This window comes from Chloroflexota bacterium, from assembly GCA_014360805.1.
In the GTDB taxonomy this organism is placed as follows: Bacteria; Chloroflexota; Anaerolineae; order DTLA01; family DTLA01; genus DTLA01.
Window position 1 is genome coordinate 1 of sequence record JACIWU010000057.1, and the last position, 21,030, is coordinate 21,030.

The 21,030-nt window shown below is 66.2% G+C and carries 20 protein-coding genes; 3 read left to right on the forward strand and 17 right to left on the reverse strand.

Features of this window, described 5'->3' with window-relative positions:
• Positions 1 to 159: 159 nt before the first annotated feature.
• Genes H5T65_10140 through H5T65_10150 form a run of 3 tightly spaced genes read right to left on the reverse strand, consistent with a single transcriptional unit; the run spans position 160 to position 2,650 of the window.
• Positions 160 to 993 carry an isopentenyl phosphate kinase family protein gene (locus tag H5T65_10140; GenBank protein MBC7259596.1) on the reverse strand — a complete coding sequence of 278 codons (834 nt, stop codon included), beginning with the start codon at positions 991 to 993 and terminating at the stop codon, positions 160 to 162.
• Complete coding sequence (locus H5T65_10145) at positions 990 to 1,409, reverse strand: DUF126 domain-containing protein (GenBank protein MBC7259597.1); 420 nt, start codon at positions 1,407 to 1,409, stop codon at positions 990 to 992. Before H5T65_10145 ends, H5T65_10140 begins: the two co-directional genes overlap by 4 nt.
• A complete protein-coding gene (locus tag H5T65_10150) occupies positions 1,406 to 2,650 on the reverse strand; it encodes an aconitase X catalytic domain-containing protein (protein ID MBC7259598.1) in 1,245 nt (414 codons plus the stop codon). Before H5T65_10150 ends, H5T65_10145 begins: the two co-directional genes overlap by 4 nt.
• A gap of 304 nt (positions 2,651 to 2,954) precedes the next feature.
• On the opposite strand from H5T65_10150, the gene H5T65_10155 reads away from it, so the two are divergent.
• From H5T65_10155 to H5T65_10165, 3 genes are read left to right on the forward strand one after another with little or no spacing between them, the layout of a single operon-like run.
• Positions 2,955 to 3,437: an adenosine-specific kinase gene (locus H5T65_10155; protein ID MBC7259599.1), complete on the forward strand. Its 483-nt coding sequence runs from the start codon at positions 2,955 to 2,957 to the stop codon at positions 3,435 to 3,437.
• Positions 3,438 to 3,451: 14 nt separating this feature from the next.
• Positions 3,452 to 4,681 carry a peptidoglycan DD-metalloendopeptidase family protein gene (locus H5T65_10160; protein ID MBC7259600.1) on the forward strand — a complete coding sequence of 410 codons (1,230 nt, stop codon included), beginning with the start codon at positions 3,452 to 3,454 and terminating at the stop codon, positions 4,679 to 4,681.
• Between the two features lie 36 nt (positions 4,682 to 4,717).
• Positions 4,718 to 6,079, forward strand: coding sequence for a radical SAM protein (locus H5T65_10165; protein ID MBC7259601.1), 1,362 nt, complete (start codon positions 4,718 to 4,720; stop codon positions 6,077 to 6,079).
• A 90-nt stretch (positions 6,080 to 6,169) separates the two neighbouring features.
• On the opposite strand, the gene H5T65_10170 is transcribed toward H5T65_10165, so the two are convergent.
• The 14 genes from H5T65_10170 to H5T65_10235 all read right to left on the reverse strand — a co-directional run bounded on the left by H5T65_10170 (position 6,170) and on the right by H5T65_10235 (position 20,935).
• Positions 6,170 to 6,397 (reverse strand): hypothetical protein, encoded by a 228-nt coding sequence (locus H5T65_10170; protein MBC7259602.1) that lies wholly within the window; start codon positions 6,395 to 6,397, stop codon positions 6,170 to 6,172.
• Positions 6,394 to 6,603: a hypothetical protein gene (locus tag H5T65_10175; GenBank protein ID MBC7259603.1), complete on the reverse strand. Its 210-nt coding sequence runs from the start codon at positions 6,601 to 6,603 to the stop codon at positions 6,394 to 6,396. Before H5T65_10175 ends, H5T65_10170 begins: the two co-directional genes overlap by 4 nt.
• Positions 6,604 to 6,791: 188 nt before the next feature.
• On the reverse strand, positions 6,792 to 7,493 hold the full coding sequence (locus H5T65_10180; protein ID MBC7259604.1) for a hypothetical protein: 702 nt from the start codon (positions 7,491 to 7,493) through the stop codon (positions 6,792 to 6,794).
• A 4-nt stretch (positions 7,494 to 7,497) separates the two neighbouring features.
• Positions 7,498 to 8,595: a glycosyltransferase family 4 protein gene (locus H5T65_10185; GenBank protein MBC7259605.1), complete on the reverse strand. Its 1,098-nt coding sequence runs from the start codon at positions 8,593 to 8,595 to the stop codon at positions 7,498 to 7,500.
• A gap of 86 nt (positions 8,596 to 8,681) precedes the next feature.
• Positions 8,682 to 9,659 (reverse strand): UDP-glucose 4-epimerase GalE, encoded by a 978-nt coding sequence (gene galE, locus H5T65_10190; protein ID MBC7259606.1) that lies wholly within the window; start codon positions 9,657 to 9,659, stop codon positions 8,682 to 8,684.
• A gap of 278 nt (positions 9,660 to 9,937) precedes the next feature.
• Complete coding sequence (locus tag H5T65_10195; GenBank protein ID MBC7259607.1) at positions 9,938 to 10,735, reverse strand: hypothetical protein; 798 nt, start codon at positions 10,733 to 10,735, stop codon at positions 9,938 to 9,940.
• 50 nt (positions 10,736 to 10,785) lie between these two features.
• The gene (locus H5T65_10200) at positions 10,786 to 13,326 is read right to left on the reverse strand and encodes a DEAD/DEAH box helicase (protein ID MBC7259608.1); all 2,541 of its coding nucleotides are present in this window, start codon (positions 13,324 to 13,326) and stop codon (positions 10,786 to 10,788) included.
• A gap of 8 nt (positions 13,327 to 13,334) precedes the next feature.
• Positions 13,335 to 14,048: a hypothetical protein gene (locus H5T65_10205; GenBank protein MBC7259609.1), complete on the reverse strand. Its 714-nt coding sequence runs from the start codon at positions 14,046 to 14,048 to the stop codon at positions 13,335 to 13,337.
• A gap of 254 nt (positions 14,049 to 14,302) precedes the next feature.
• Positions 14,303 to 14,887: an NUDIX hydrolase gene (locus H5T65_10210; protein MBC7259610.1), complete on the reverse strand. Its 585-nt coding sequence runs from the start codon at positions 14,885 to 14,887 to the stop codon at positions 14,303 to 14,305.
• 85 nt (positions 14,888 to 14,972) lie between these two features.
• On the reverse strand, positions 14,973 to 15,956 hold the full coding sequence (locus tag H5T65_10215; GenBank protein MBC7259611.1) for a dipeptide ABC transporter ATP-binding protein: 984 nt from the start codon (positions 15,954 to 15,956) through the stop codon (positions 14,973 to 14,975).
• Position 15,957: 1 nt separating this feature from the next.
• On the reverse strand, positions 15,958 to 16,941 hold the full coding sequence (locus tag H5T65_10220; GenBank protein MBC7259612.1) for an ABC transporter ATP-binding protein: 984 nt from the start codon (positions 16,939 to 16,941) through the stop codon (positions 15,958 to 15,960).
• Positions 16,942 to 17,051: 110 nt separating this feature from the next.
• Positions 17,052 to 18,743 (reverse strand): peptide ABC transporter substrate-binding protein, encoded by a 1,692-nt coding sequence (locus H5T65_10225; GenBank protein ID MBC7259613.1) that lies wholly within the window; start codon positions 18,741 to 18,743, stop codon positions 17,052 to 17,054.
• Between the two features lie 141 nt (positions 18,744 to 18,884).
• Positions 18,885 to 19,931, reverse strand: a complete 1,047-nt coding sequence (locus tag H5T65_10230; GenBank protein MBC7259614.1) for an ABC transporter permease — start codon at positions 19,929 to 19,931, stop codon at positions 18,885 to 18,887.
• Between the two features lie 83 nt (positions 19,932 to 20,014).
• On the reverse strand, positions 20,015 to 20,935 hold the full coding sequence (locus H5T65_10235; protein ID MBC7259615.1) for an ABC transporter permease: 921 nt from the start codon (positions 20,933 to 20,935) through the stop codon (positions 20,015 to 20,017).
• Positions 20,936 to 21,030 lie beyond the last annotated feature (95 nt).

Genomic DNA, 21,030 nt, shown 5'->3' on the forward strand with positions numbered 1-21,030 from the left:
GTGGAGCAAATTGCCAATTTGCTCCACGCGGGTGGGGATGAATCGCCGCATCGCCGCGCAGGGCGGCAGCACACCTCACCCCCGCGCCTTCGGCGCCCCCCTCGCCGTGGGCGGAGAGGGGGATTGAGGGGGTGAGGTTCGCATACCACTGGATTCGTCTTATTCGTGGATGCCCCCAGCCCGCAAGATGGTCCCGAACGTCTCGCGGCCCAGCAGCGCCTCGGCCAGGCGGCCGGGAATCTCGCCCGAGAAGAAATGCACGCGCAACCCCGGCCGCTCCTCCACCAGGGCCGCCAGCGCCCTCACCTTGCCCAGCATCCCGCCCGTTACGTCGGTGCCGTGGGACCCGCCAAGCCCGCCCAGACCCTGCGCCAGCGTTGCCGGCGTGATGACCGGAATCCGGCGGGCGTCGGGATGACGCAGCGGATCCGACTCATAGACCCCATCCACGATGCCCGCCATCAGGATGCGGTTCGGGGGGATGCGCCGCGCCAGGTACAGGAAGATGTCCTCGGTGGAGATGATCGCCGTCCCCTGGTCGTCGTCAAACGCCACGTCGCCGTACACAAGCGGCACCAGACCATGGGCCAGCGCAGCCTCAATCGGCCCCGTGGCCATCTCGGCCAGGGCCCCCGAGCGGCGGCGCGCCGACGCCGACGGCTGCAACGAGAGGGCCGGCACGCCGGCCTCCAGGCAGGCGTCCACGACAAGGCGATTCAGGCGGGCGGCGGCGGCGCTCGTCTCGGCCAGGCCGCGCCAGTCGCCCTGCCCCGCCAGCCCCAGGTGCACGCCGTAGCGCCGCGCCGCAAAATGCCCGAATGACCCGCTTCCGTGGCCCAAAAGCACCCGCAGGCCGGGTGCGGCGTCCAGCGCCGCGCGCACCTCCCGCGCCAGACGGCGGATGACATCCAGGCGCGGCGTGGCCTCCAGCGTCTTGTCGGTGATCAGCGAGCCGCCCAGTTTCACGAAGACCGTCGCGCCCTCCGCGCTCATTCCGCTTCTGCCCCCTGCCCCGTGCGGGCCACGCGGCGAACGGTAACCCATTCGCCCTCAATCGTAACCTCGTCGCCCGTGCGTATCTGCCCGATGTCTATCCCATCCACCATCGGGATGTTGGAAATAATCGCGCCGACCGCCACGATGGCCTCACTCGCAGCGTTGATGATGCCCAGCGGAGCCAGGCCCTTGTACGCCAGGCGGTACAACACGTAGGAGCCCACCGTGCTCCCCTTGCCCGTGGGGAAGACCAGGATTTTGCCCGCCACCGATTGGCCGCGCAACGGGTGCCCCGCCTCCACCACGACGCCGGTCTCGGGATCCACGCCGCCCAGGAAGCCGATGGGTTCGGGCGAGACAAGCGCCTCGCCATGAACCGCGCCTTCCTTGATGATGCGCCCGCGGAGTCTCAACACGTGGGCCTCCTTCGCGGCGCCCAACGGCCCTGCACCGCCGCGTCCAGGCACTCGCCCAGCGTCCCCAGCCGCACCTGCAGGCCAGAATGCGAGGGCGCGTAGAATGCCGCCTTGGCCGAATTCGTCGCCATGGTCTTGACCCCCAGCGCCTCCACGGGGGCCACCACCAGGCAGGTGTCGCTCACCACATGGCCGCCGGCGTGCTCAATCGCCTGCACCCAGCCCGCTGCCTCGGCCCGCCGTCGCGTCTCGCGCGCCGTGGTGATCCACAACACGCTCCGCACGCGTCTGCCGGCCAGGTAGCGCGCCACATCCCTCAACTCCTCCAGCGACGCATGGGGGCAGCCGATACTCACAAAGTCAATAGGTTCCAGCGGGCTACTCAAGCGCGCATATCCTTCCGCCAGCGAGTCAATGCGTATCTCCTCGGCGTCGGGCCGCACGATCTCGTCCAGTTCCGATTCGGGCGTCATGCCCTGCACGTGGAACAGCGCCACAGCGCCCCCTGCGGCCATGGCCGCCGCCAGCATGCGCAGGTGCAGCCCCGCCGAGGTTGTCTCCGCGTTCCAGGCCGCGCCGTCTGCTACAAAGTAGGGGATTCCCTTCCCCACGCGCCGCCCCACCTCGTAGCCCAGCACGCCGAAATCCACCTCGGTGCGCACAGGACAGGCCACGCGGACGATGTGCGTGGCGCGGCGGTTCTCGGTGAGATGCAGCCCGTAGCGCGCCGTGCGCCCGCAGATGGCCGCCGCCAGCGCGCTCGGCCCCCCTTCGCGATTCGTGCGCGCGCCCAGCACCGAGTTGGCAAACGCCACCGCCGACGACTCGCTCCAGGCCAGGTGTGCCCCAAGCCCTGGCACCCTGCCGATGAGGTACGGGGTGCATGTGCAGGTCATCTCAATCCCCATCTGCGCGTAGGCGTCCAGCACCTCCATCTGCCGCTGCGCGAACTCTTCGGGTAGGTCCAGCGCCCGCCACTGCTCCAAATCCACACCCGCCGGATTCAACATGGTGGGCACGCGCACCCGCGCCCCTTCCCGCGCCCACTCGCGCAGGAACAGCAGCCCGGCCTCGCCCAGGTTCTTGTAACTCACGCCCGCCACCTGGACGCTCTCCACGTGCACCAAATCCGTCGCGCCGTAGATTCGCCCCAGCGCGGTAACGATCTCCATCGCTTTCTGCACGGCGGGACCTTCCTTGCCCGCCAGCATCTGCTTCTCGTGCCGAGTTAGCCGCATACCGAATGTCGCTCCCATCCACACGCGGCTGCCTGCCGCTGCGCCCCATAATATCACAGCGCCGCAGTTTTGCAACCGGCGCGGCTCGGCTCCATAGCCAAATCCGTAGGGCGGCTGTCCACAGCCGCCGAGGTGCGACGCACTTCCGGAAGTGCATCGCACCTCGGATCCGCGTCCCCTGTTCGCGTAGATTCGCGCTATTCGCGGTTAGCCGCCGGACGCAGACTACCCAACGGCGCGCGGAATTCTTCGGTGGCACGCTTTGTGCTATAATCTCATGCAAACGCAGGCTGGGAGGGACGCCATGGAATTGAAGATCGTATCCATTGAGAAGCCCGAGGACATGAACTTCATCCTCGGCCAGTCCCATTTCATCAAGACGGTGGAGGACATCCACGAGGCACTGGTAACGGCCGTCCCGGGCATCCGCTTCGGCGTGGCCTTCTGCGAGTCGTCCGGGCCGGCCCTGGTGCGCGCCAGCGGCACCGACCCCGAATTGGTGGAACTCGCCAAGAAGAACGCGCTGGCCCTCGCCGCGGGGCACGCCTTCATCATCATGCTGGGCAATGTGTACCCCATCAACGTGCTGAACCGCATCAAGGACGTGCCCGAGGTGTGCCGCATCTTCTGCGCCACGGCCAACCCCGTGCAGGTCATCATCGCCGAGACGGAACAGGGGCGCGGCATCCTGGGCGTGATTGACGGCGTGAAGACCAAAGGCGTGGAGACCGACGAGGACATCAAGAAGCGCAAGGACTTCCTGCGCATGATCGGTTACAAACTGTGAGGCCAGGCCCGAACATGAAAGGCTCTCCCAGGCGGATCGCCGCCGTCGCCCTGTGTCTGGCCCTAGCGCTGTGCGCGGCAGGGACCGCCCACGCCAGCCTCCCGTACCCGACCGTGCACCACACGCTCGCCTGGGGCGAAACACTGGCCGACGTGGCCGCGCGCTTCGGCGTAACCGTAGAGGCGCTGGCCGCCGCCAACGGCATCGCCGACCTGTATATGCTGGCCCCGGGCCGCGCGCTAGTCCTGCCCTCGCCGGAGCCTGCGACGGAGTCGGCCAGCGTGTACGTCGTGCAGCCGGGCGACACGCTGTTCGGCATCGCCGCGCGCTTCGGGACTACGGTGGAAGCGCTGGCCGCCGCCAACGGCATCGCCGACCCCGCCAGAATCCAGGCGGGCCAGCCCCTTACGATTCCGAGCAGCAGCGCCGTGTCCGCGACCGTCGGCGCCGGGCCGATTCGGAGCGTGGATGCGCGGCCCGCGCCCGTGGCCCAGGGCCAGGTGCTGGTCATCACCGCGCACCCCGATGAAGGCGTCCTGCTGGACGGCTGGCTGGACGGTCAGCGGCTAGCCTTCTCCCGCGACGGCGACCTCGCCTTCGCGCTCGTGCCCGTCGGCTTCGCTGCGACGCCGGGCGCGCGGCAACTGGTGGTATGGGCGCGCACGTCGCCCGCCGACGCGGTCCGCCTCTCGCTCACCGTTCAGGTGCGCGAGGGCACGTTTGAGAGCAGCCTGGTAACCATCCCGCCCGACCGCACGTATCTTCTGGATCCGACCCTCCTGGAGCAAGACCGCCTGCAATTGGAGCGCGCCTTCGGCATGCGCACGGCGCACAAACTCTGGACGGGTGAGTTCCTGCAGCCCGTTCAGGGCGCGGTTACCACGTCGTTCGGGGCCTATCGCCAGTACAACGACGGGCGGCGCGAGTCGCGGCACGGTGGCATAGACCTGTCGGCCCCGACCGGCACGCCCGTCCTGGCCGCCAACGCCGGCAGGGTGGTCTTCGCCGGCGCACTCCAGGTGTACGGCAACGGCATCGTGATAGATCACGGCCTGGGCGTTTGCAGCGCCTACTTCCACCTGCACACCATCGCCGTGCAGGTCGGGCAGTCGGTGCAGAAGGGGGAAGCCATCGGCACCGTGGGCAACACAGGGCTATCCACCGGCGCCCACCTGCACTGGGAGATGCGCCTCAGCAATGTTCCGGTGAACCCAACACAATGGCTGTCGCAGTCCATCCCATAGAGCCACTCGGAAACGCCTGGACGTGCGGAGATTCGCATGAAGCGTTCGTGGCGTGCGCTACTGGTCAACCCGTGGATTTATGACTTCGCCGCGTACAACCTGTGGAGCGAGCCGACGGGCCTGCTGGAGGTCGGCGCGTACCTGCTGGGCCTGGGCTACGAAGTGTGGCTGCTGGACTGCCTGGACCGCCGACACCCCGACCTCCGGGCGTACAGAATCCGCGAGGACCGGTTTGGCTGCGGGCACTTCCTGAAAACCGTGGTCCCGAAGCCCGATTGCGTGGGCCACGTCCCCCGCCGCTTTGGCCGCTATGGCCTGCCGCTGGACACGGTGCGCCGCCAACTCGCCGCCGTCCCGCCCCCCGACATCATCCTGGCTACCTCCGGTATGACCTACTGGTACCCGGGCGTGCATTTCGCCATCGCGCTTCTCCGCGAATCGTTCCCCGGCGTGCCGGTTGTCCTGGGCGGCATCTACGCCACCCTGTGCGCCGACCACGCGCGTCAGCATTCGGGCGCCGACTACGTCCTCCCAGGCGACTGGAAGGCGACGCTGCCGGCGCTGCTGGCGGGACTGAACCTGCGCCCATCCGACGCGCCCATGCCCTGCTACCCCGCCCATCACCTTCGGCGCAACCAGGGCTTCGCCGCCGTCGCGACGTCGCGCGGCTGCCCCTACCGCTGCACCTACTGCGCGTCGCGCCTGCTCAATCCGACGGGCTACGTCCCCCGTCCGGTGGACGACGTCGTGGCCGAGATTGCCCACATCGTCCAGGACTTGCAAATCCCCGACATTGCCTTCTACGACGACGCGCTGCTGGTGCACTCGGCGGAGCACCTGGAGCGCATCCTGGACGGCATCATGGCGCGGGGCATTCGCTGTCGGTTCCACACGCCCAACGGCATCCACGCCCGCGGCATGACCGAGGCGCTGGCGCACAAGATGAAGCAGGCGGGGTTTGAGACGATTCGCATCGGGTTGGAGACCGTATCCGAGGCAACGCTGCAAGCCACGGGCGCCAAGACCAGCGCCGCCGAGTTCGCGCAGGCCGTCGAATACTTGAAGCGGGCGGGGTTCACGGGCAGGCAGGTGGGCGCGTACATCCTGGCGGGGCTTGTCGGACAGACGTTCCACGAGGTCATGGACACCATCGCGTTTGTCCACTCGCTGGGGGTAACGGCGCACGTGTCGCGGTTCGCGCCGATCCAGGGCACGGTGGAGTGGGAGCGGTGGGTGCGCGCGGGCCTGATCGCCGCCGACGCCGACCCGCTCCTGCAGAATCACGTCCTGCCGTTTCCGCCGGGCGCGCCGCTGACCGAGGACGAGTACCAGGCGGCGGTGCTGGCGGCACGAGAGGGGAATGCGCGGCTACGCGCCCATCCGGACGTTTCCCAATAGGGGGTTGGCGAATGCGTGGGCGAGAGTACGGATGCGACCGCGCCTCTTCGGGGCATGAGTCCCCTCGGCCGGGCCGACCGCCGACGCCCATCAAGTGTTCGCGGCCATCAAAACCCGCTCCGCCGCCTCTGGCAACTCAATGGGCACGAACATGGATGCGGGATACAGATACCCCTCCGGCTCCGACCTATCTTCATCAAGGACGCGAATCATATCGTGCGCTTCCGCCTCAGGGTCGGGCAACCGGCGATAGACCTTGCCCAAGATGAGGCTGGCGGGATTGCTTGCATTATTGACGCAAAGCACGAACTTACTCATGGAATCAACCTCTTGATCTTGAAATCCCTGCGCCCTATACCATGCGCCTCAAACCAGTGAATCTCGGCCTCACAAATCGTACCATCGGCAAGTTGCACCGTGGCCACACCCTTCATCTTCCGCCACCGGCCTTTGCCGTACACGCTGCGGCCTACGGCGATAGTTTCAATGCCCTTGATCTCGCCGATGATGCGGAAGTCTGGCATGATGCGCCACTCACACCGCGAGTCCCTCTGATCGCGCACTACCGGCCTGGTCGGGTTCTGACAACATCACTGCCCGCTGGCAGCCGCTGCAATGACACAAACCTGTGCCTATGCTCCAACATCAGTATACCACAGGTATCCAGGGCGTCAAAGGTTCCAGCAGCACCGTCAAATGAAAACGTTCGGGCTCAATACATCTCCCACGTCATGTCCGCAAAGAACAGGGCGAAGGCCGCCTCGCGATCCCAAAGCAGCGTGCCCCGTTCGCAGTCCTGGGCGATGCCCTCAAACGTCCGGACGGGGCAGGCCTGCGTCGGGTCGTCGCTCACGCACCAGCCTAGCCGTTGGCGCACGCCTTCCACCTCGCGCCACAGTTTCTGGAACGGACCGGTCGGCTCCGACATCGGCAGTCCCAACGCGGGAGTCGGCGTGGGCAAGGGCACAGGCGTCGCCTCCCCCGCCGCGTAGGTGTCCCGATACACCTCAAGCCTGGGCTCGCCGGAATAGTACAGCACGTAGAGCACCTTCAGGTCGCCTCGCCAGATCATCAGCCCCGACTGGAAGGAGCATTTCTGCCCCTGGAACGGCATCTGCGGCCCCAGCGGACACCCGACCGAATCGCGGACCAGGTTCCACACGTCCCCCAGCCCCCACTGCGGCGTGGCCTGGCACTGCACAGGCGTGGGCGTGAAGCCGGCTATCGCCGTCATCAGCGGGCTGCGGGTATAGAAAGGCGTGGGGGTCGGCGGCGGGAGGGTGAGCGTCGCCGTGGCGCGGGGCGTGGGCGTGGGCGACGGCGTGGGGGTCGGCTTCGCCCCACACGCGGACGAAACCGCCAGGAGAACCAGCGTAAGCAGCAGTGGCACAGCGGTGGCGGCGCGCATTCGCACGGGTTCACCTCCCCAGAGCAGATTCGTAGGCGCGGAGCGTCTCCTCGGCGGTGCGCGCCCAGGAGAACTTCCGCGCCTGGGCCAGTGCCTTCTCCGCGAGGGCGGCGCGCATCGCGTCATCGGCAAGCAGCGCGAGCAGCCCCTCGCCCATGCCCGCCCAGTCGTCGGGGTTGTACAACAAGCCCGCCTCGCCCACGATTTCGGGCAGCGACGCGGCGTCGCTGGCGATCACGGGCGTCCCGCAGGCCATCGCCTCCAGCGGCGGCAGGCCAAAGCCCTCGTAGCGAGAAGGGAACAGGAACGCATCGGCGCCCGCGTACAGCGCGGGCTTGTCGGCCTCGTCCACCCAGCCGGCGAAAACCGTGCGGTCTTCCACGCCGGCCTCGCGGGCCAGGCGGCGCGGGTCGGGCGTGAACGGCGTGTCGCGCGCGGGCAGGCGGCCCGCCACCACCAGCCGCGCATCGGGCACACGCGCCGCAACGCGGGCGAAAGCCGCGAACACGCCCTGCAGGTTCTTGCGCGCGTCAAATCCGCCCAGGTACAGAACATAGCGCGGCGGCAACCCAAGCCGCTGTCGGACGGACTCCACCACGGCGGGCGACTGCGGTCGGTACGCCTCGTCGGCGGCCAGGTACACCGTGCGCACCCGTTCGGGACTCACATGCAGATGCGCGAGAATATCGCGCCGCGAGGCTTCCGAATCGGTCAGCACCGCCGCGGCGCGACGCGCAGACGCCGCCACCAGCCGCATGTACGCCCGCACCCGCCAGTCGCCGCGGTACGCGGGCAACAAGAGCGGGATGAGATCGTGGATGGTAACCACCACAGGGGTCGCGCATCGCATCGGCCCGCCCCAGTACGGCACATGCGCCACATCCGCGCCCGCATCTCGCGCCGCGCGGGGAAACTCCCACTGCTCAAACCACACCTTGTGCAGGTTCTCTCCCAGGACGCGGCGGACGGGCGACGCCTTTCGCGGCGCGACCGGCACAAACTCCGACTCGGGTGCAAGCGCGAGCAGAGCCCGGAGCAGGCGGACGGTGTACTGCCCGCTGCCCGTCGCAGGCTGGTCTGCGAACCATGCATTCAGCGCGACCTTCACAGTTGCCTCCCATGCACTTCGGGTAGGAATCCACCGACAACGCAAATGCCTGTCATCTATTCGTGCGGATTCGCGTGATTCGCGCTTCACTCCGGGTACCCATCCGGATACCGCCGATGCCATTCCCACGCGCTGCGGACGATGGATTCCAAATCCGGGAAGCGCGGCCTCCAACCGAGTTCGCGGGCGATCTTCTCGGAACTGGCGACCAATTCCGGGGGATCGCCCGGCCTGCGCGGAGCCACCACCGCCGGAATCGGGTGGCCGGTAACGCGCCGCACCGTCGCAATCACCTCCAGCACGGTAAACCCGCGCCCGTTGCCCAGATTGTACACGCGACTGCTCTCATCCAGGGCGCGCAACGCCAGGATGTGCGCCTGGGCCAAATCCACGACGTGGATATAGTCGCGCACGCAGGTGCCGTCGCGGGTGGGATAGTCGGCGCCGTAGATTTGCACATGGTCGCGCTTGCCCAGCGCCACCTGGAGGACGCTGGGAATCAGATGGGTCTCCGGGCGGTGATCCTCGCCCCGCTCATCGGTAGCGCCCGCGGCATTGAAGTAACGCAGCGCAGCGTAGCGCAACCCGCAGGTCGCGTCCAGCCACGCCAGCATCCGCTCCAGGATATGCTTCGTCTCGCCGTAGGGGCTGCCCGGGACGATAGGCTCATCCTCACCGATGGGGATTCGTCGCGGCGCTGCGAACAGGTTGGCCGTGGACGACAGGATGAACTTCCGCACGCCGTGCGCGACCATCACGTCCAACAGCGTCAGCCCCCCGCCCACGTTGTTGCGAAAATAGCGCATCGGGTCGGCCACCGACTCGCCCACCAGACTGTTGGCGGCGAAATGCATCACGGCATCGGGCTTGTGGGTTGCGAAGACGCGATCCAAGAAGGCCCTGTCGCGCAGGTCGCCCTGCTCAAAGGCCGCCTGCCGTGGCACAGCCGAGCGGTGCCCCTGGGCCAGGTTGTCCACGACGATGACCTCCTCGCCGGCGCCGAGCAACTCCGCGGCCACGACGCTGCCGATGTAGCCCGCACCTCCGGTAACCAGAATCCTCATCACGCACCCTCCGTGCTGGCAATGGGCGGGCAAGCCGCCCTACGAATCGTACGGTAGTGTATACATTTCGGTGGAAAGTTGGTCAGACCGATGAGTGGCAGCATGAAACGCATTGTGTGTAGGGCAGGTTTCCATACCTGCCCCCTGTTTCCGGCGGCTATGGAAAGCCGCCCTACGTGTTTTGGCGTTGTGCCGCCAACCCATTGCGAGCGCAGGGGCTGGTTTTCATACCTGCACCCGACGTCTGTAGCCTGGGTCGCGCAATTGCCACCGACACACTACCCATCGTACGGCTCCGGGTTGTCCGGATCCAGAAGGGGGAGCGGGAATTCGCGCACGCGGCCCGCCAGATAGGCCGCGACCAGGTCCGCGCCCACACGGGCGGCCTCGGCGTGGTAACGCTCCATGGCGCCCTGCGGCACCGCACGCCGTATGCGGTCCATGTGCTCCGACGAGCGGAGCAGCGCGACGAACTCCTCGGCCGACAACTGGTAGCGCGATGCAAAATGCGCGAACGTCGGCGATGAATCGGGCGACTCCAACTCGCGGAGGAGCAACTGCCGCCAGCCGTCCAGCGCCTGCTCCGAGATGAACGGGAACGGATTCACGCGGGGGGCCGATTCCAGGGCGCGGCGAAAATCGCGGGGCACGGCGGGCCGGTCCTCCTGGTCCACCAGCGAACGCAGCAGGTCGTGCCACAGGAGCCTCTCCCAGTCGTGGCGGGCGATCGCGTGCCTGAAGTACGGCCAGTAGATGCGCCGAAGCCAAATCTCGTCCGCCAGAAGGTGGGCCAGGTATCCTGCCACCATCAGCCGCGCACGAGTTCCCGCGCCGTCCAGGTCGGCGAGGTGCGGGTGAGCGCTCAGTATGGCGCGGATGCCCGAATCGCCGCGCTGTGGTGGCAGGCGCAGGAAGTGCGTGGCGGCGCGCGGCTCGCCCGTCAGCACGCGCACCTCCGCCAGCGTGCTGCCAAGCAGAAACGCTCCGAGGGCAGGATCGCCGCCCTGGGGCACCAGTTCGGGGTGCGCGTCCAGAATATGCTTCGCGATGACGAGATGCGTAACCGGTGTCGGCAATTCCGCTCCTTTTGGCCCGAGCGTCATTGTACCGCAGGTGGGCGGTTTGTTCAACTCGCGCCCAACCGCAGCATCTCTCGCACCAGCAGGAGCGTGTGCGACTTGGTCTGGGCGTCGGGGTCATCCACCGGCCCCACGCATGACGGGCAGCCGTCGCTGCATGGGCAGGCGGCAACGAGTTCCTCCGCCGCGCGGAGCAAATCTCGGTGGAGTTCGTACAAACGTTCCGCGAACCCCACCCCGCCCGGCACGTCGTCGTACAGGTAGATGGTGGGCCGGCGCGTGTCCGGCGCCTGCACCGACGCGCTCACGCCCAAATCCTGCGGCGCGGCCATCAGGAACAGCGGGGCCAGGTGCACCAGGACGTGGGCCAGCCCATGCAGCCCACCCTCGGCGGCCTTGGACGTCTCAATGCGCGTGTGGCAAATGTGGCACACGGTGATGAGATTGCCCAAATCGTTCGCCTGCCGATAGCGGTCGTTCTCCCCAGGCACATACCCAAACTCGCGGAACGGGATGAGGTGGTGAACGTCGTGGCGGCGGCCGGGCCTCTCGGGAGCGCCGCACAATCGGCACCGGTAGCCGTCCCGCTGGCGGGCCAGTTCGCGCTGCGCCTCCCAGTTGGGGCCGTAGTCGGCGATCGGCTCCACGTCCCACGCCCCCGCCGCCCGCAGATTGTCCAGCGCCGCATCGGGCACGGTGAGCCAGTAGGCCGTCGTGTCCATGCTCTGCTCCGGCAGGTTGACCTCGCCCCAGCCCAGCGTCTCGTGGGTGTACATCTTGACCTTGCGATAGCCCGTAACCCGGCGGACCACCCGCACGTCGCCGAAGCCTCTGCCGGCGACGGGGTCTTCCTGGGCCACGCGCAGCACCGAAACGTCGCTGGTGCCCATTGCGTCCGTGTAGTAGTCCACCGGCTCGGGCCGCACCCTGGCCCGGCCCTCCTCCCACTGGACGCTTTCCACCAGGTACTGCCGCCCCTCGTGCATGTACACAGCGCCCGGATACAGAAACCTCGGCGCCGACGCCCGATCCACGACGCCGATGGCGCAGGGCTTGCCCCCCTCGTCCACCGATTCCACCGTGAAGGCCTCGGCGTCGGCCACCCGCAGCGACAGCGCATCGGCGGGATACGCCTCGCTCATCCAGTACCACGTGCCGGCGGCATGGCGCAGCACTCCCTCTTGCTCCAGGCGCGCCAGGATGTCGGGCGTGGCCTCTGCCGCCCCCAGGGTCTCGCCGTCGCGGAACGGGAGTTCAAACGCGGCGCAGCGGACGTGGCTTTCCAGAATGCGCGGGTTGTCGGGGTGGATGAGCGCGTGTTCGGGCGAGCGGCCGAAGAAATAGTCCGGATGCCGCACGATGTACTGATCCAGCGGGTCGGCGCTGGCCACCAGGACGGCCACCGATGCGCCCTTGCGTCGCCCCGCGCGGCCCGCCTGCTGCCAGGTGCTGGCGATGGTGCCAGGGTAGCCCGCCATGATGCAGGCTTCCAGATGGCCGATGTCTATGCCCAGTTCCAGCGCGTTGGTGGACACGACCGCGCGCGCCGCTCCCTCGCGCAGCGCCTTCTCAATCTCGCGCCGCTCGCGCGGAAGGTAGCCGCCGCGATAGCCGTGCACGGCGTCGGGGTTGCGCTTCCGCTTGCGGACGGCATCGCGAAGGTACGTCAGCAGCACTTCGGCGGACTGGCGGGAGCGGGCGAACACGATGGTCTGCACGTCCATCTCCACGGCGCGCGCCGCCAGGGCCACCGCCTCCAGGAGCGCGGCGCGGCGCAGGCCCGTCTCAGCGTCCAGCAACGGCGGGTTGTAGAACACCAGGTGCTTTTCGCCCTTGGGCGAGCCGTCCTCGTCAATCAGGACGATGTCCTCCTCCACCAGTCGGCGCGAGAGTTCCAGTGGGTTGCCGATGGTCGCCGAGGAACAGATGAATTGAGGCGACGCGCCGTAGAACGCGCACACCCGCTTCAGCCGCCGCAAGACGTTGGCCACGTGGCTGCCGAACACCCCGCGATACGTGTGGACTTCATCCAGGACGACGAAGCGCAGATTCTGGAAGAAGCCCATCCAGTTGGTGTGGTGGGGCAGGATGCCCCGATGGAGCATGTCGGGGTTGGTGATGACGATGCGCGCCGTCCGGCGGATGCCCGCCCGCGCGCCCGTGGGGGTATCACCGTCGTACACGGCCGGCGCGATGCGCGAAGCCGACATGCGAGAGGCCAGGTCTTCCAGTTCGGTCAGTTGATCCCGCGACAGCGCCTTGGTCGGGAAGAGATACAAGGCCCGCGCACGCGAATCCCGAAGCAGCGCATCCAGCACCGGCAGGTTGTAGCACAGGGTCTTGCCCGACGCCGTCGGCGTAACCACAGCCAGGTGGCGGCCCTGCCGCGCCGCCTGCCAGGCGAGCGCCTGGTGCGCGTACAGGCCGCGAATCCCCTTCGCCTCCAGCGCGGCGGCCAAGTCCGGATGGCATTCTGCCGGAAGCGGAGCCAGGCGCGCCGCCTGCGGCTCCTGCCGCCTCCACGCCGTAACGTTCCGCGCGAAGTGCGGCACGCGTTCCAGTTCCTCCAGCAACGCCGACACGCTCATGCGCCCCCTCACTTTCGGGGCTTCATCTTGTCCACAACCAGGTGGAGCAGGAACGTCCTTTCGTTGCCATCGTCAAACTGAACCTTGACCATGATGCCCGCCGAATCCTCGCGCACATCCACCACGCGCCCCGCCCCAAACCGTTCATGCTCCACGCGCATCCCCACCGCAAATGGGTTCTCTACTCGGGCTGGCGGCGCGCTTGCCGCTGGCTTGGCCGCCTGCACGTACTGGCGGTCCTCCCACAGTTGGGCGAACGTCGCCAAGTCTTCGTGAGAACGCACGCGGGGGGCCAGCCGGTCGCACGCCTGCCGCGCCCGCGCCAGGCGCAGGCTCAGGTCGGCCTTGACCCGCTGGGGACGGTCGCCCTGGGCCAGTTGCCGCGACGCGCGGCTGAGGGCGGTGCGTATCTCCTCCAGCACATCCCGGGGTTCGCTCTCGTAGAGGTCAATGGTGATCAGGTGGACGCCTGCCTCCTGGCACAGCGTCTCGCGGACGGCTTCGCGGTGGGCCTCTTCGGCCAGTTCCTGCTCGGACACGGGCGCTTTGCGCTTGCCCGTGCTGCCCACGAAGCGGAATGCGATGCCCGCGTCCGGGTAGTAGCGGTCCAGTTTCAGTCGGCGCCCCGTCTTCGGATTCACCAGCCACTCTGGCGTAGCGTTGTCCTGCGCCCGGAAGCCCGCGAAGATGCGCTCCAGTACCTCGCGCCAGGCGTTTGACATGTTGGGGAACAAACCCGCACCTCCTGTGCAAGGCTCGCCGCCGGAAGGTCAGACCGCGCGGCGTCGGATGAGAGAATAGCACATTTGTTTCACGGCGTCAAGGGTGCGATTTGACCTCGCGCCGAAAGCGGATAACATGAACCCGCAGCGGCCCGATCGCCGCTGCCTCCCCCGGCCCTTCGCGGCCGGTTTGGCAAGGGGCGAGACGTGCGAGCGCCGACCCGACGGGTACGGCCCCGCACCCATCGCCCCTGTTATGTGCCCAGGACCTCGGCGGCCACGCGATGAGCCACCGCCCGAAATCGGCCCCAATCGTTCCAGTCTCCGGACAGGCCCTCCAACTGCTCGGCGATGCGCCGCAGGCCCGCGATGTCGTCCTGTCGGAATGCGGCGATGCGCTCATTCGCGTCCTGAAGGCGCGGCTCTCGCCCATCAGCGCGCAGCAGGAACAGATAGGTCGCGAAGCGAACCTCGCGCGCGTCGTGAGTGAAGCGGTACTCCAGAACGGCCAGCAGGCGCTGCACCTCAGCGTCCAGCCCCGTCTCCTCCCACAACTCGCGGCGCAGGGCGTCCAGCACACGCTCGTCGTGGCCGATGCCGCCGGTCGGGATGCGAAAGATGCCCGCCGGGTAGAAGGACTTCGTATGCGTGAGCACTCTGCCCGCCGGGTTCACGATGACCATGCCCACTTCACCTCGCCGGCCTGGCGTGATACGTTCCGCCCAGTTGTCCAGGCTCGCGGCCGACATGGGAATCTCGCAGACCATGCGGACGCACGGGCCGAAGGCCCGCGCCAATTGCGCGTATTCGGCTTCGTCCACACATGCCAATGGGGTCATCTTCACCTCCGGTCAGAGCCGCCACCGGGCGCAAACAAAAGCCCCTCCATCGCGGAGAGGCTTTTGGGTCTGCGCGAACGGGATGCTACGAAACGCGCCAACACGCCACGAAGTGCTCGCCGCCCACGTCGCGGAATTCGGGCTCCTGCTCCTTGCAGATGTCCATCCGCATGGGGCAGCGGGTAACGAAGTTGCACCCCTTGGGCGGGTTGGCGGGGCTGGGCACGTCGCCCTCCAGGATGATGCGCTTGCGCTTCTCCTCCACCACCGGGTCGGGGATGGGCACCGCGGAAAGCAGCGCCTTGGTGTACGGGTGCAGCGGGTTCTTGTACAGTTCCAGGCTCGTCGTCATCTCCATGAGTTTGCCCAGGTACATGACGGCCACGCGGTTGCTGATGTGGCGCACCACGCTCAAGTCGTGGGCGATGAACAGGTACGTCAGGCCGAATTGGTCCTGCAACTCTTCCAGTAGGTTGATGATCTGCGCCTGGATGGACACGTCCAGCGCCGAAATGGGCTCGTCGCAGACGATGAAGGAAGGCTGGACGGCGAGGGCGCGTGCGATGCCGATGCGCTGTCGCTGCCCGCCCGAGAACTCGTGAGGATAGCGGTTGATGAAATAGGGGTTCAGGCCCACGACCTGCAAGAGTTCTTGCACGCGCTCTTTCAGCGCCTTGCCGCGGAGGATGTTGTGCACCTCCAGGGGCTCGCCGATGATGTTGCCCACCGTCATACGCGGGTTGAGCGACGCATACGGGTCCTGGAAGATCATCTGCATCTTGCGGCGCATCTGGCGGAGTTTCTCGCCCTTCATCTTGGTCAGGTCTTGGCCTTCAAACCACACGTGCCCGGCCGTGGGGCGATAGAGTTGCAGGACGGCCCGGCCCGTCGTGGACTTGCCGCAGCCGCTTTCGCCCACCAGGCCCAGGGTTTCGCCCCGGCGGATGAAGAAATCTATCCCGTCCACCGCCTTGATGTCGCCGATGTGGCGCTGGATCACGATACCCTGCGTGATCGGAAAATACATCTTGAGGCCTTCAACCTTCACGAGCACTTCTGCTTCAGCCATCTTACGCCACTCCTCTCTTGGTATCCACCCAGCAGGCCACGTAGTGGTTCAAGGCCACCGGCTGAAGGGTTGGGTTCTCTACCATGCACTGCTCAATGGCGAACCGACACCGCGGCGCGAATGGGCAGCCGGGGTCCGGCTCAATCAAGTCCGGTGGAGAGCCTTCAATGGGCGTGAGTTTCTTCTTACGCTCGGCATCTAGGCGGGGGATAGAACCGAGCAGGCCCAGCGTGTACGGGTGGCGTGGATCGCCGTAGATTTCCTTCACGGGGGCCGACTCTATGATGTAGCCCGCGTACATGACCGCAACGCGGTCCGCAAGGCCAGCGATGATGCCCAGGTCGTGGGTGATCCAGATGATGGCCATGCCGATCTTCTGCTTCAGGTCGCGTACCAGATCCAGAATCTGCGCCTGGATGGTAACGTCCAGCGCGGTCGTCGGCTCGTCGGCGATGAGGAGTTGGGGGTTGCACGACAGGCCCATGGCGATCATCACGCGCTGGCGCATGCCGCCCGAGAACTGGTGCGGGTAATCGTCAATGCGGTCCTTGGCCTGGGGGATGTTGACCATTTCCAGGAGTTCAATGGCGCGCTTGCGGGCCTGCTGGTGATCCAGCCCCAGGTGGAGTTCCATCCCCTCGGTCATCTGGCGGGCGATGGTCAGCACTGGGTTCAGGGAGGTCATGGGGTCCTGAAACACCATGGAGATCTTGTTGCCGCGCACCTGCCGCATCTCGTCTTCGCTCAGTTTGAGCAGGTCGCGCCCCTCAAAGATCACCTGCCCCCCGACGATCTTCCCCGGCGGCTGGGGAATCAGGCGCATGACGGACAGCACGCTCACGCTCTTGCCGCACCCGCTCTCGCCCACGATGCCCAGCGTCTCGCCCTCGTCCACCGTGTACGAAATCCCGTTCACCGCGTGGACGATGCCATCTTGAGTGAAGAACTGGGTCTTGAGTCCCTTCACTTCCAGAATAGTTCCCATTAGTACTCCTCCACAGGGATAATAGCAGCCGCTCTTGGGGCACCTGCGACAACGCCTTGCATTGTACACAGGAACCGCAAGATTAGCAAGTTGCGCCCTCGTTTTGCCCGCTATTGCGTCGCCGCAACGACGGAAACCAGATGATAGTTCCCCTGCGCCGTAACCTTCAGCCCCCGCAGGTAGGGCTTCACCAGCGTGTAGTCCAGCCCGTGGAACAGCGGAATCCACGGCGCGTCGTCCACGATGCGCTGTTCCGCTTGCTGGTACAGAGCCAGGCGCGTCGCCGTGTCGCTCTCGGTCATGGCCTGCTCCAGCAGGCGGTCCACGTCCGGATTGCTGTAGCCGGTGTTGTTCAGTTCGCTCTTGGAGTGAAACTGCGTCTCCAGGAAGTTCTCAGGATCCGGATAGTCGGCGCTCCACGCCAGCGTGAACATCTGGAGTTTGTGCGCGTTAAGTTCCTGCAGGTACGTGGGCCAATCCACCTGCTCTATGTCCAGATGCACCCCCAGGGCTTCCTCGTACATTCCCGCCAGCAGTTTGGCGAACGAGTTGGTGGCCCCCTCCCCCGTTACGGTGAGCGTGATGGGCGGCAGATTGCCCGCCGACCCGTAGCGCGACGCCTTCAGCGCCTGGCGGGCCTGCTCCGGGTCAAAGGGAATCGGCTGCAGGCGCTCGTTGTAGCCGGGCATTCCGGGCGGCAGGATTCCCAGGGCCGGCACGCGCGTGCGCTTGAAGAACACGTCGGCCATGGCCTGCTTGTTCGTGGCGAGTGCAAACGCGCGGCGCACCATCGGGTCGTCAAACGGCGGCCGCTCAACGTTGAACCCCACGTACTGGGTGTACAGGAGAGGCGTCTCCTGCACCTCTAGATGGAGCGGGTTGGCCGGATCCAGCACGCGCTCAATGTCGGCCACGCCCACGGGAGCGGCGTCCAACTCGCCCTGCTCGTACATCGTTACCGGCGCGCCCCCGCCGAACAGGAACGTAACGGTGCGCACGTCGCCCAACGGCTGGTAGTAGCGGTCGTTGCGCTCCAGCACCACCTGCTGGCTATCCCACGACCGGAATCGGAACGGCCCCGTCCCGACGGGGTTGCGCCACCACGAGGGGCCCGACTGAACCTCCTCTTTGGCCACGAAGAAGCCCGTGGGGTAGGTCAACTTCGCCAGGAATGACGCCCTGGCGGCCCGTATGGTGATGCGAACCGTCGCGTCGTCTAGGACCTGCACGCCGCGGACCTCGGTGGCGCGCCCGTCCAGTTTGTCCTCCGCGCCCACGATGTCGCCCAGGTACGTCCTCGCGACAGGCGAGCGCGTGGCCGGGTCGCAGGCCCGCTCAACGGAATACTTGAAATCCTGCGCGGTGGCCTTTCGGCCGTTGTGAAAGTACACGTTGGACCGCAGGTAGAACGTGTACACGGTGCCGTCGGCGCTGACCTCCCAGCGCTCGGCGATGTCCGGCACGACGTTCAAATCTGCGTCCAGGCCCACCAGGCCGGAGTAGATTTTGTCCACGTACTCGGCAGAGGCGCTGTCCTCCACCATCGCCGGGTCCAGCGTAGTCGGGCGGTCTGCCATGAGCCGCAGGTCCAGCGTCGCCCGGCCCGGGGGCCGCGGGCCAGGGGTGGCCGCCGACGGCGTCGTCCTGCCCAGGGTGATGCGGCCCGAAGAAATCAGCCACACCACCCCACCCGTCGCGCACGCCAGGCCCAGGCAGCCGACCACGATGACGCCCACAAGGATCCAGAGCCACAGCCGCTTCGGAGCAGGTCTTTGGGGGCGAGGCTGAAGAAGGTCAGACATAGCGCCTCACCGCCCCCCGCGCACAAGGCAAAGACCGCAGGCCCGTGAACCTAGTCCTCCACAGGCCCTGCGGTCTTCTCGGATACATGCTCGTCTACAATGTCGCCCCACGCTCAACGCGCCCTTTGCCCGAGATTGCGATTAGGTTGTGCCTCGCATGCGCGGATCCAGCGCGTCCCGCAGGCCGTCGCCCAGGAAGTTGAACGCGAACATGGTGATGGACAGCGCTAGCGCCGGGAACAGGATCATGTGTGGATAGGAGCGGATGGCGCGCGACCCCTCCGAGATCATGGAGCCCCACGACGGCGTCGGCGCGTCAACCCCCAGACCGATGAAACTGAGGAAGACCTCGTAGTTGATGTAGCCCGGGATGGCAAGGGTCTCGGCGACGATGCACGGGCCGAGGATGTTGGGCAGGATGTGGCGCACGATGATGCGCAAATCGCCTGCGCCCACGGTATGGGCCGCCTCTATGAACTCCTTCTCCTTGAGCGACAGAATCTGCCCGCGGGCCAGACGCGCCATGCCCATCCACGCCGTCAGGCCGATGCCCATAAAGATGAACAACATGCCCCCGCCTTGCAATCCCAGGAATCGGTCTACGACCTTGTTGATTTGGTTGAACGTGTAGGCGATGGTGCCCGGCTCCTGCACCTGGGCGAAGGTAGACTTGAAAAACGCCATGAGCAGGATGATGAGGAGCATCGTGGGGAATGCGTACATGATGTCCACGATGCGCATCATGATGTTATCCACTTTACCGCCATAGTAGCCGGAGATGCAGCCATATACTAGCCCGATAACAAGCGCCGTGAGCGCGCCCATGAACCCCACCGGCAGCGACACGCGCGTGCCGTAGATGATGCGGCTCAGGATATCCCGACCCAGTTCGTCCGAACCGAACAGGAAGTCGTTGTTGATCTTCGCATACGCCTGGATGTTCTTGATCGGCAGGAACGGAACCAGCCATGCGGGCACGGTCTCGGCGTTGTACGAATCGCCCTCGGCATAGTGCATCGGCGCAATCTGCGGTGCGAAAACCGCCACGAGGATTAGCCCGATGACGATGAGGCCACCCACGAGCGCGGCGCGGTTGCGGATCAGGCGCCGAAACGCGTCGGCCCACAGGTTGGTCTCGCGTTGCTCGCGTACCGCCAATCGGCTGGCGGCTCGCTCTTGAACAGTCATGCGATCTCCTCCTCGCATTCCCAGCCCCGATTCCCGCGATTGCCATCTGCACCTGGCACGTGGGACTGGGAAGGGATCTCAAGTTAGGTATAGCGAATACGCGGATCCAGGAACGCGTAGGTGATATCCACGGCAAGGTTCGCAAACACCAGGAACACCGCATACAGAAGGGTAGTCCCCATCACCACCGCGTAATCGCGGTTGGTTACGCTGGTGATGAAGTACTTGCCCATCCCTGGAATCGCGAAAATCTGCTCCACCACGAAGGTGCCGGTAACCAGCGCGGCGAACATGGGGCCCAGCACCGTGGCCACAGGGATGAACGCGTTCTTCAGGGCGTGGCGGATCATGATGACGCGTTCGGTCAGCCCCTTGGCACGAGCCGTGCGGATGTAGTCCTCGCGGATCACCTGCAACATGCTAGCCCGCGTGAGCCGCCCGATGATGGCCGAAGAGCCCAGCCCCAGCGCGATAGACGGTAGCACCATCTGGGAGGGCTTGCCCCAGCCCGCAACCGGCAGCCAGCCCAATGCCAACGCGAAGATCCAGATGAGCAGTGGTCCCAGCACGATGTTCGGCACCGAAACGCCGAACACCGCAACCCCCATGCCGAGATAATCCCAGAATGTATTCTGTTTGAGCGCAGCGACGATGCCAAGCGGAATACCGATGATGAGCGCGACAAGAAGCGCCAACACGCCCAGTTGCGCCGAAATCGGCAGATGTGCGGCGAAAATCTCATTTACAGTGCGACCACGCTGCCGCATGGACGGGCCAAAATCAAACTTTGTGAGGATATTGCCAATATAGGTCAGGTATTGCTGATAGAGAGGCTTGTCCAGACCGTAGTATTTTTCCAGGTTGGCTACGACCTCGGGCGGGAGTTTTTTCTCGCGGTCAAACGGCCCCCCGGGCACTGCGTGCGACAAGGCGAATGTTACAATAGAAATGAACAGCAATACCGGGATCATCCACAAAAGTCGTCGCACGATGTATCTTAGCATTGCATCCCTCTCTGCAAGAGTCTATTCCAAAAAACCCGGCGGCGCAAGAGCCGCCTATACAAGTCCTGGCCCGCGTCTCTGCGGTCCTCTCGTTC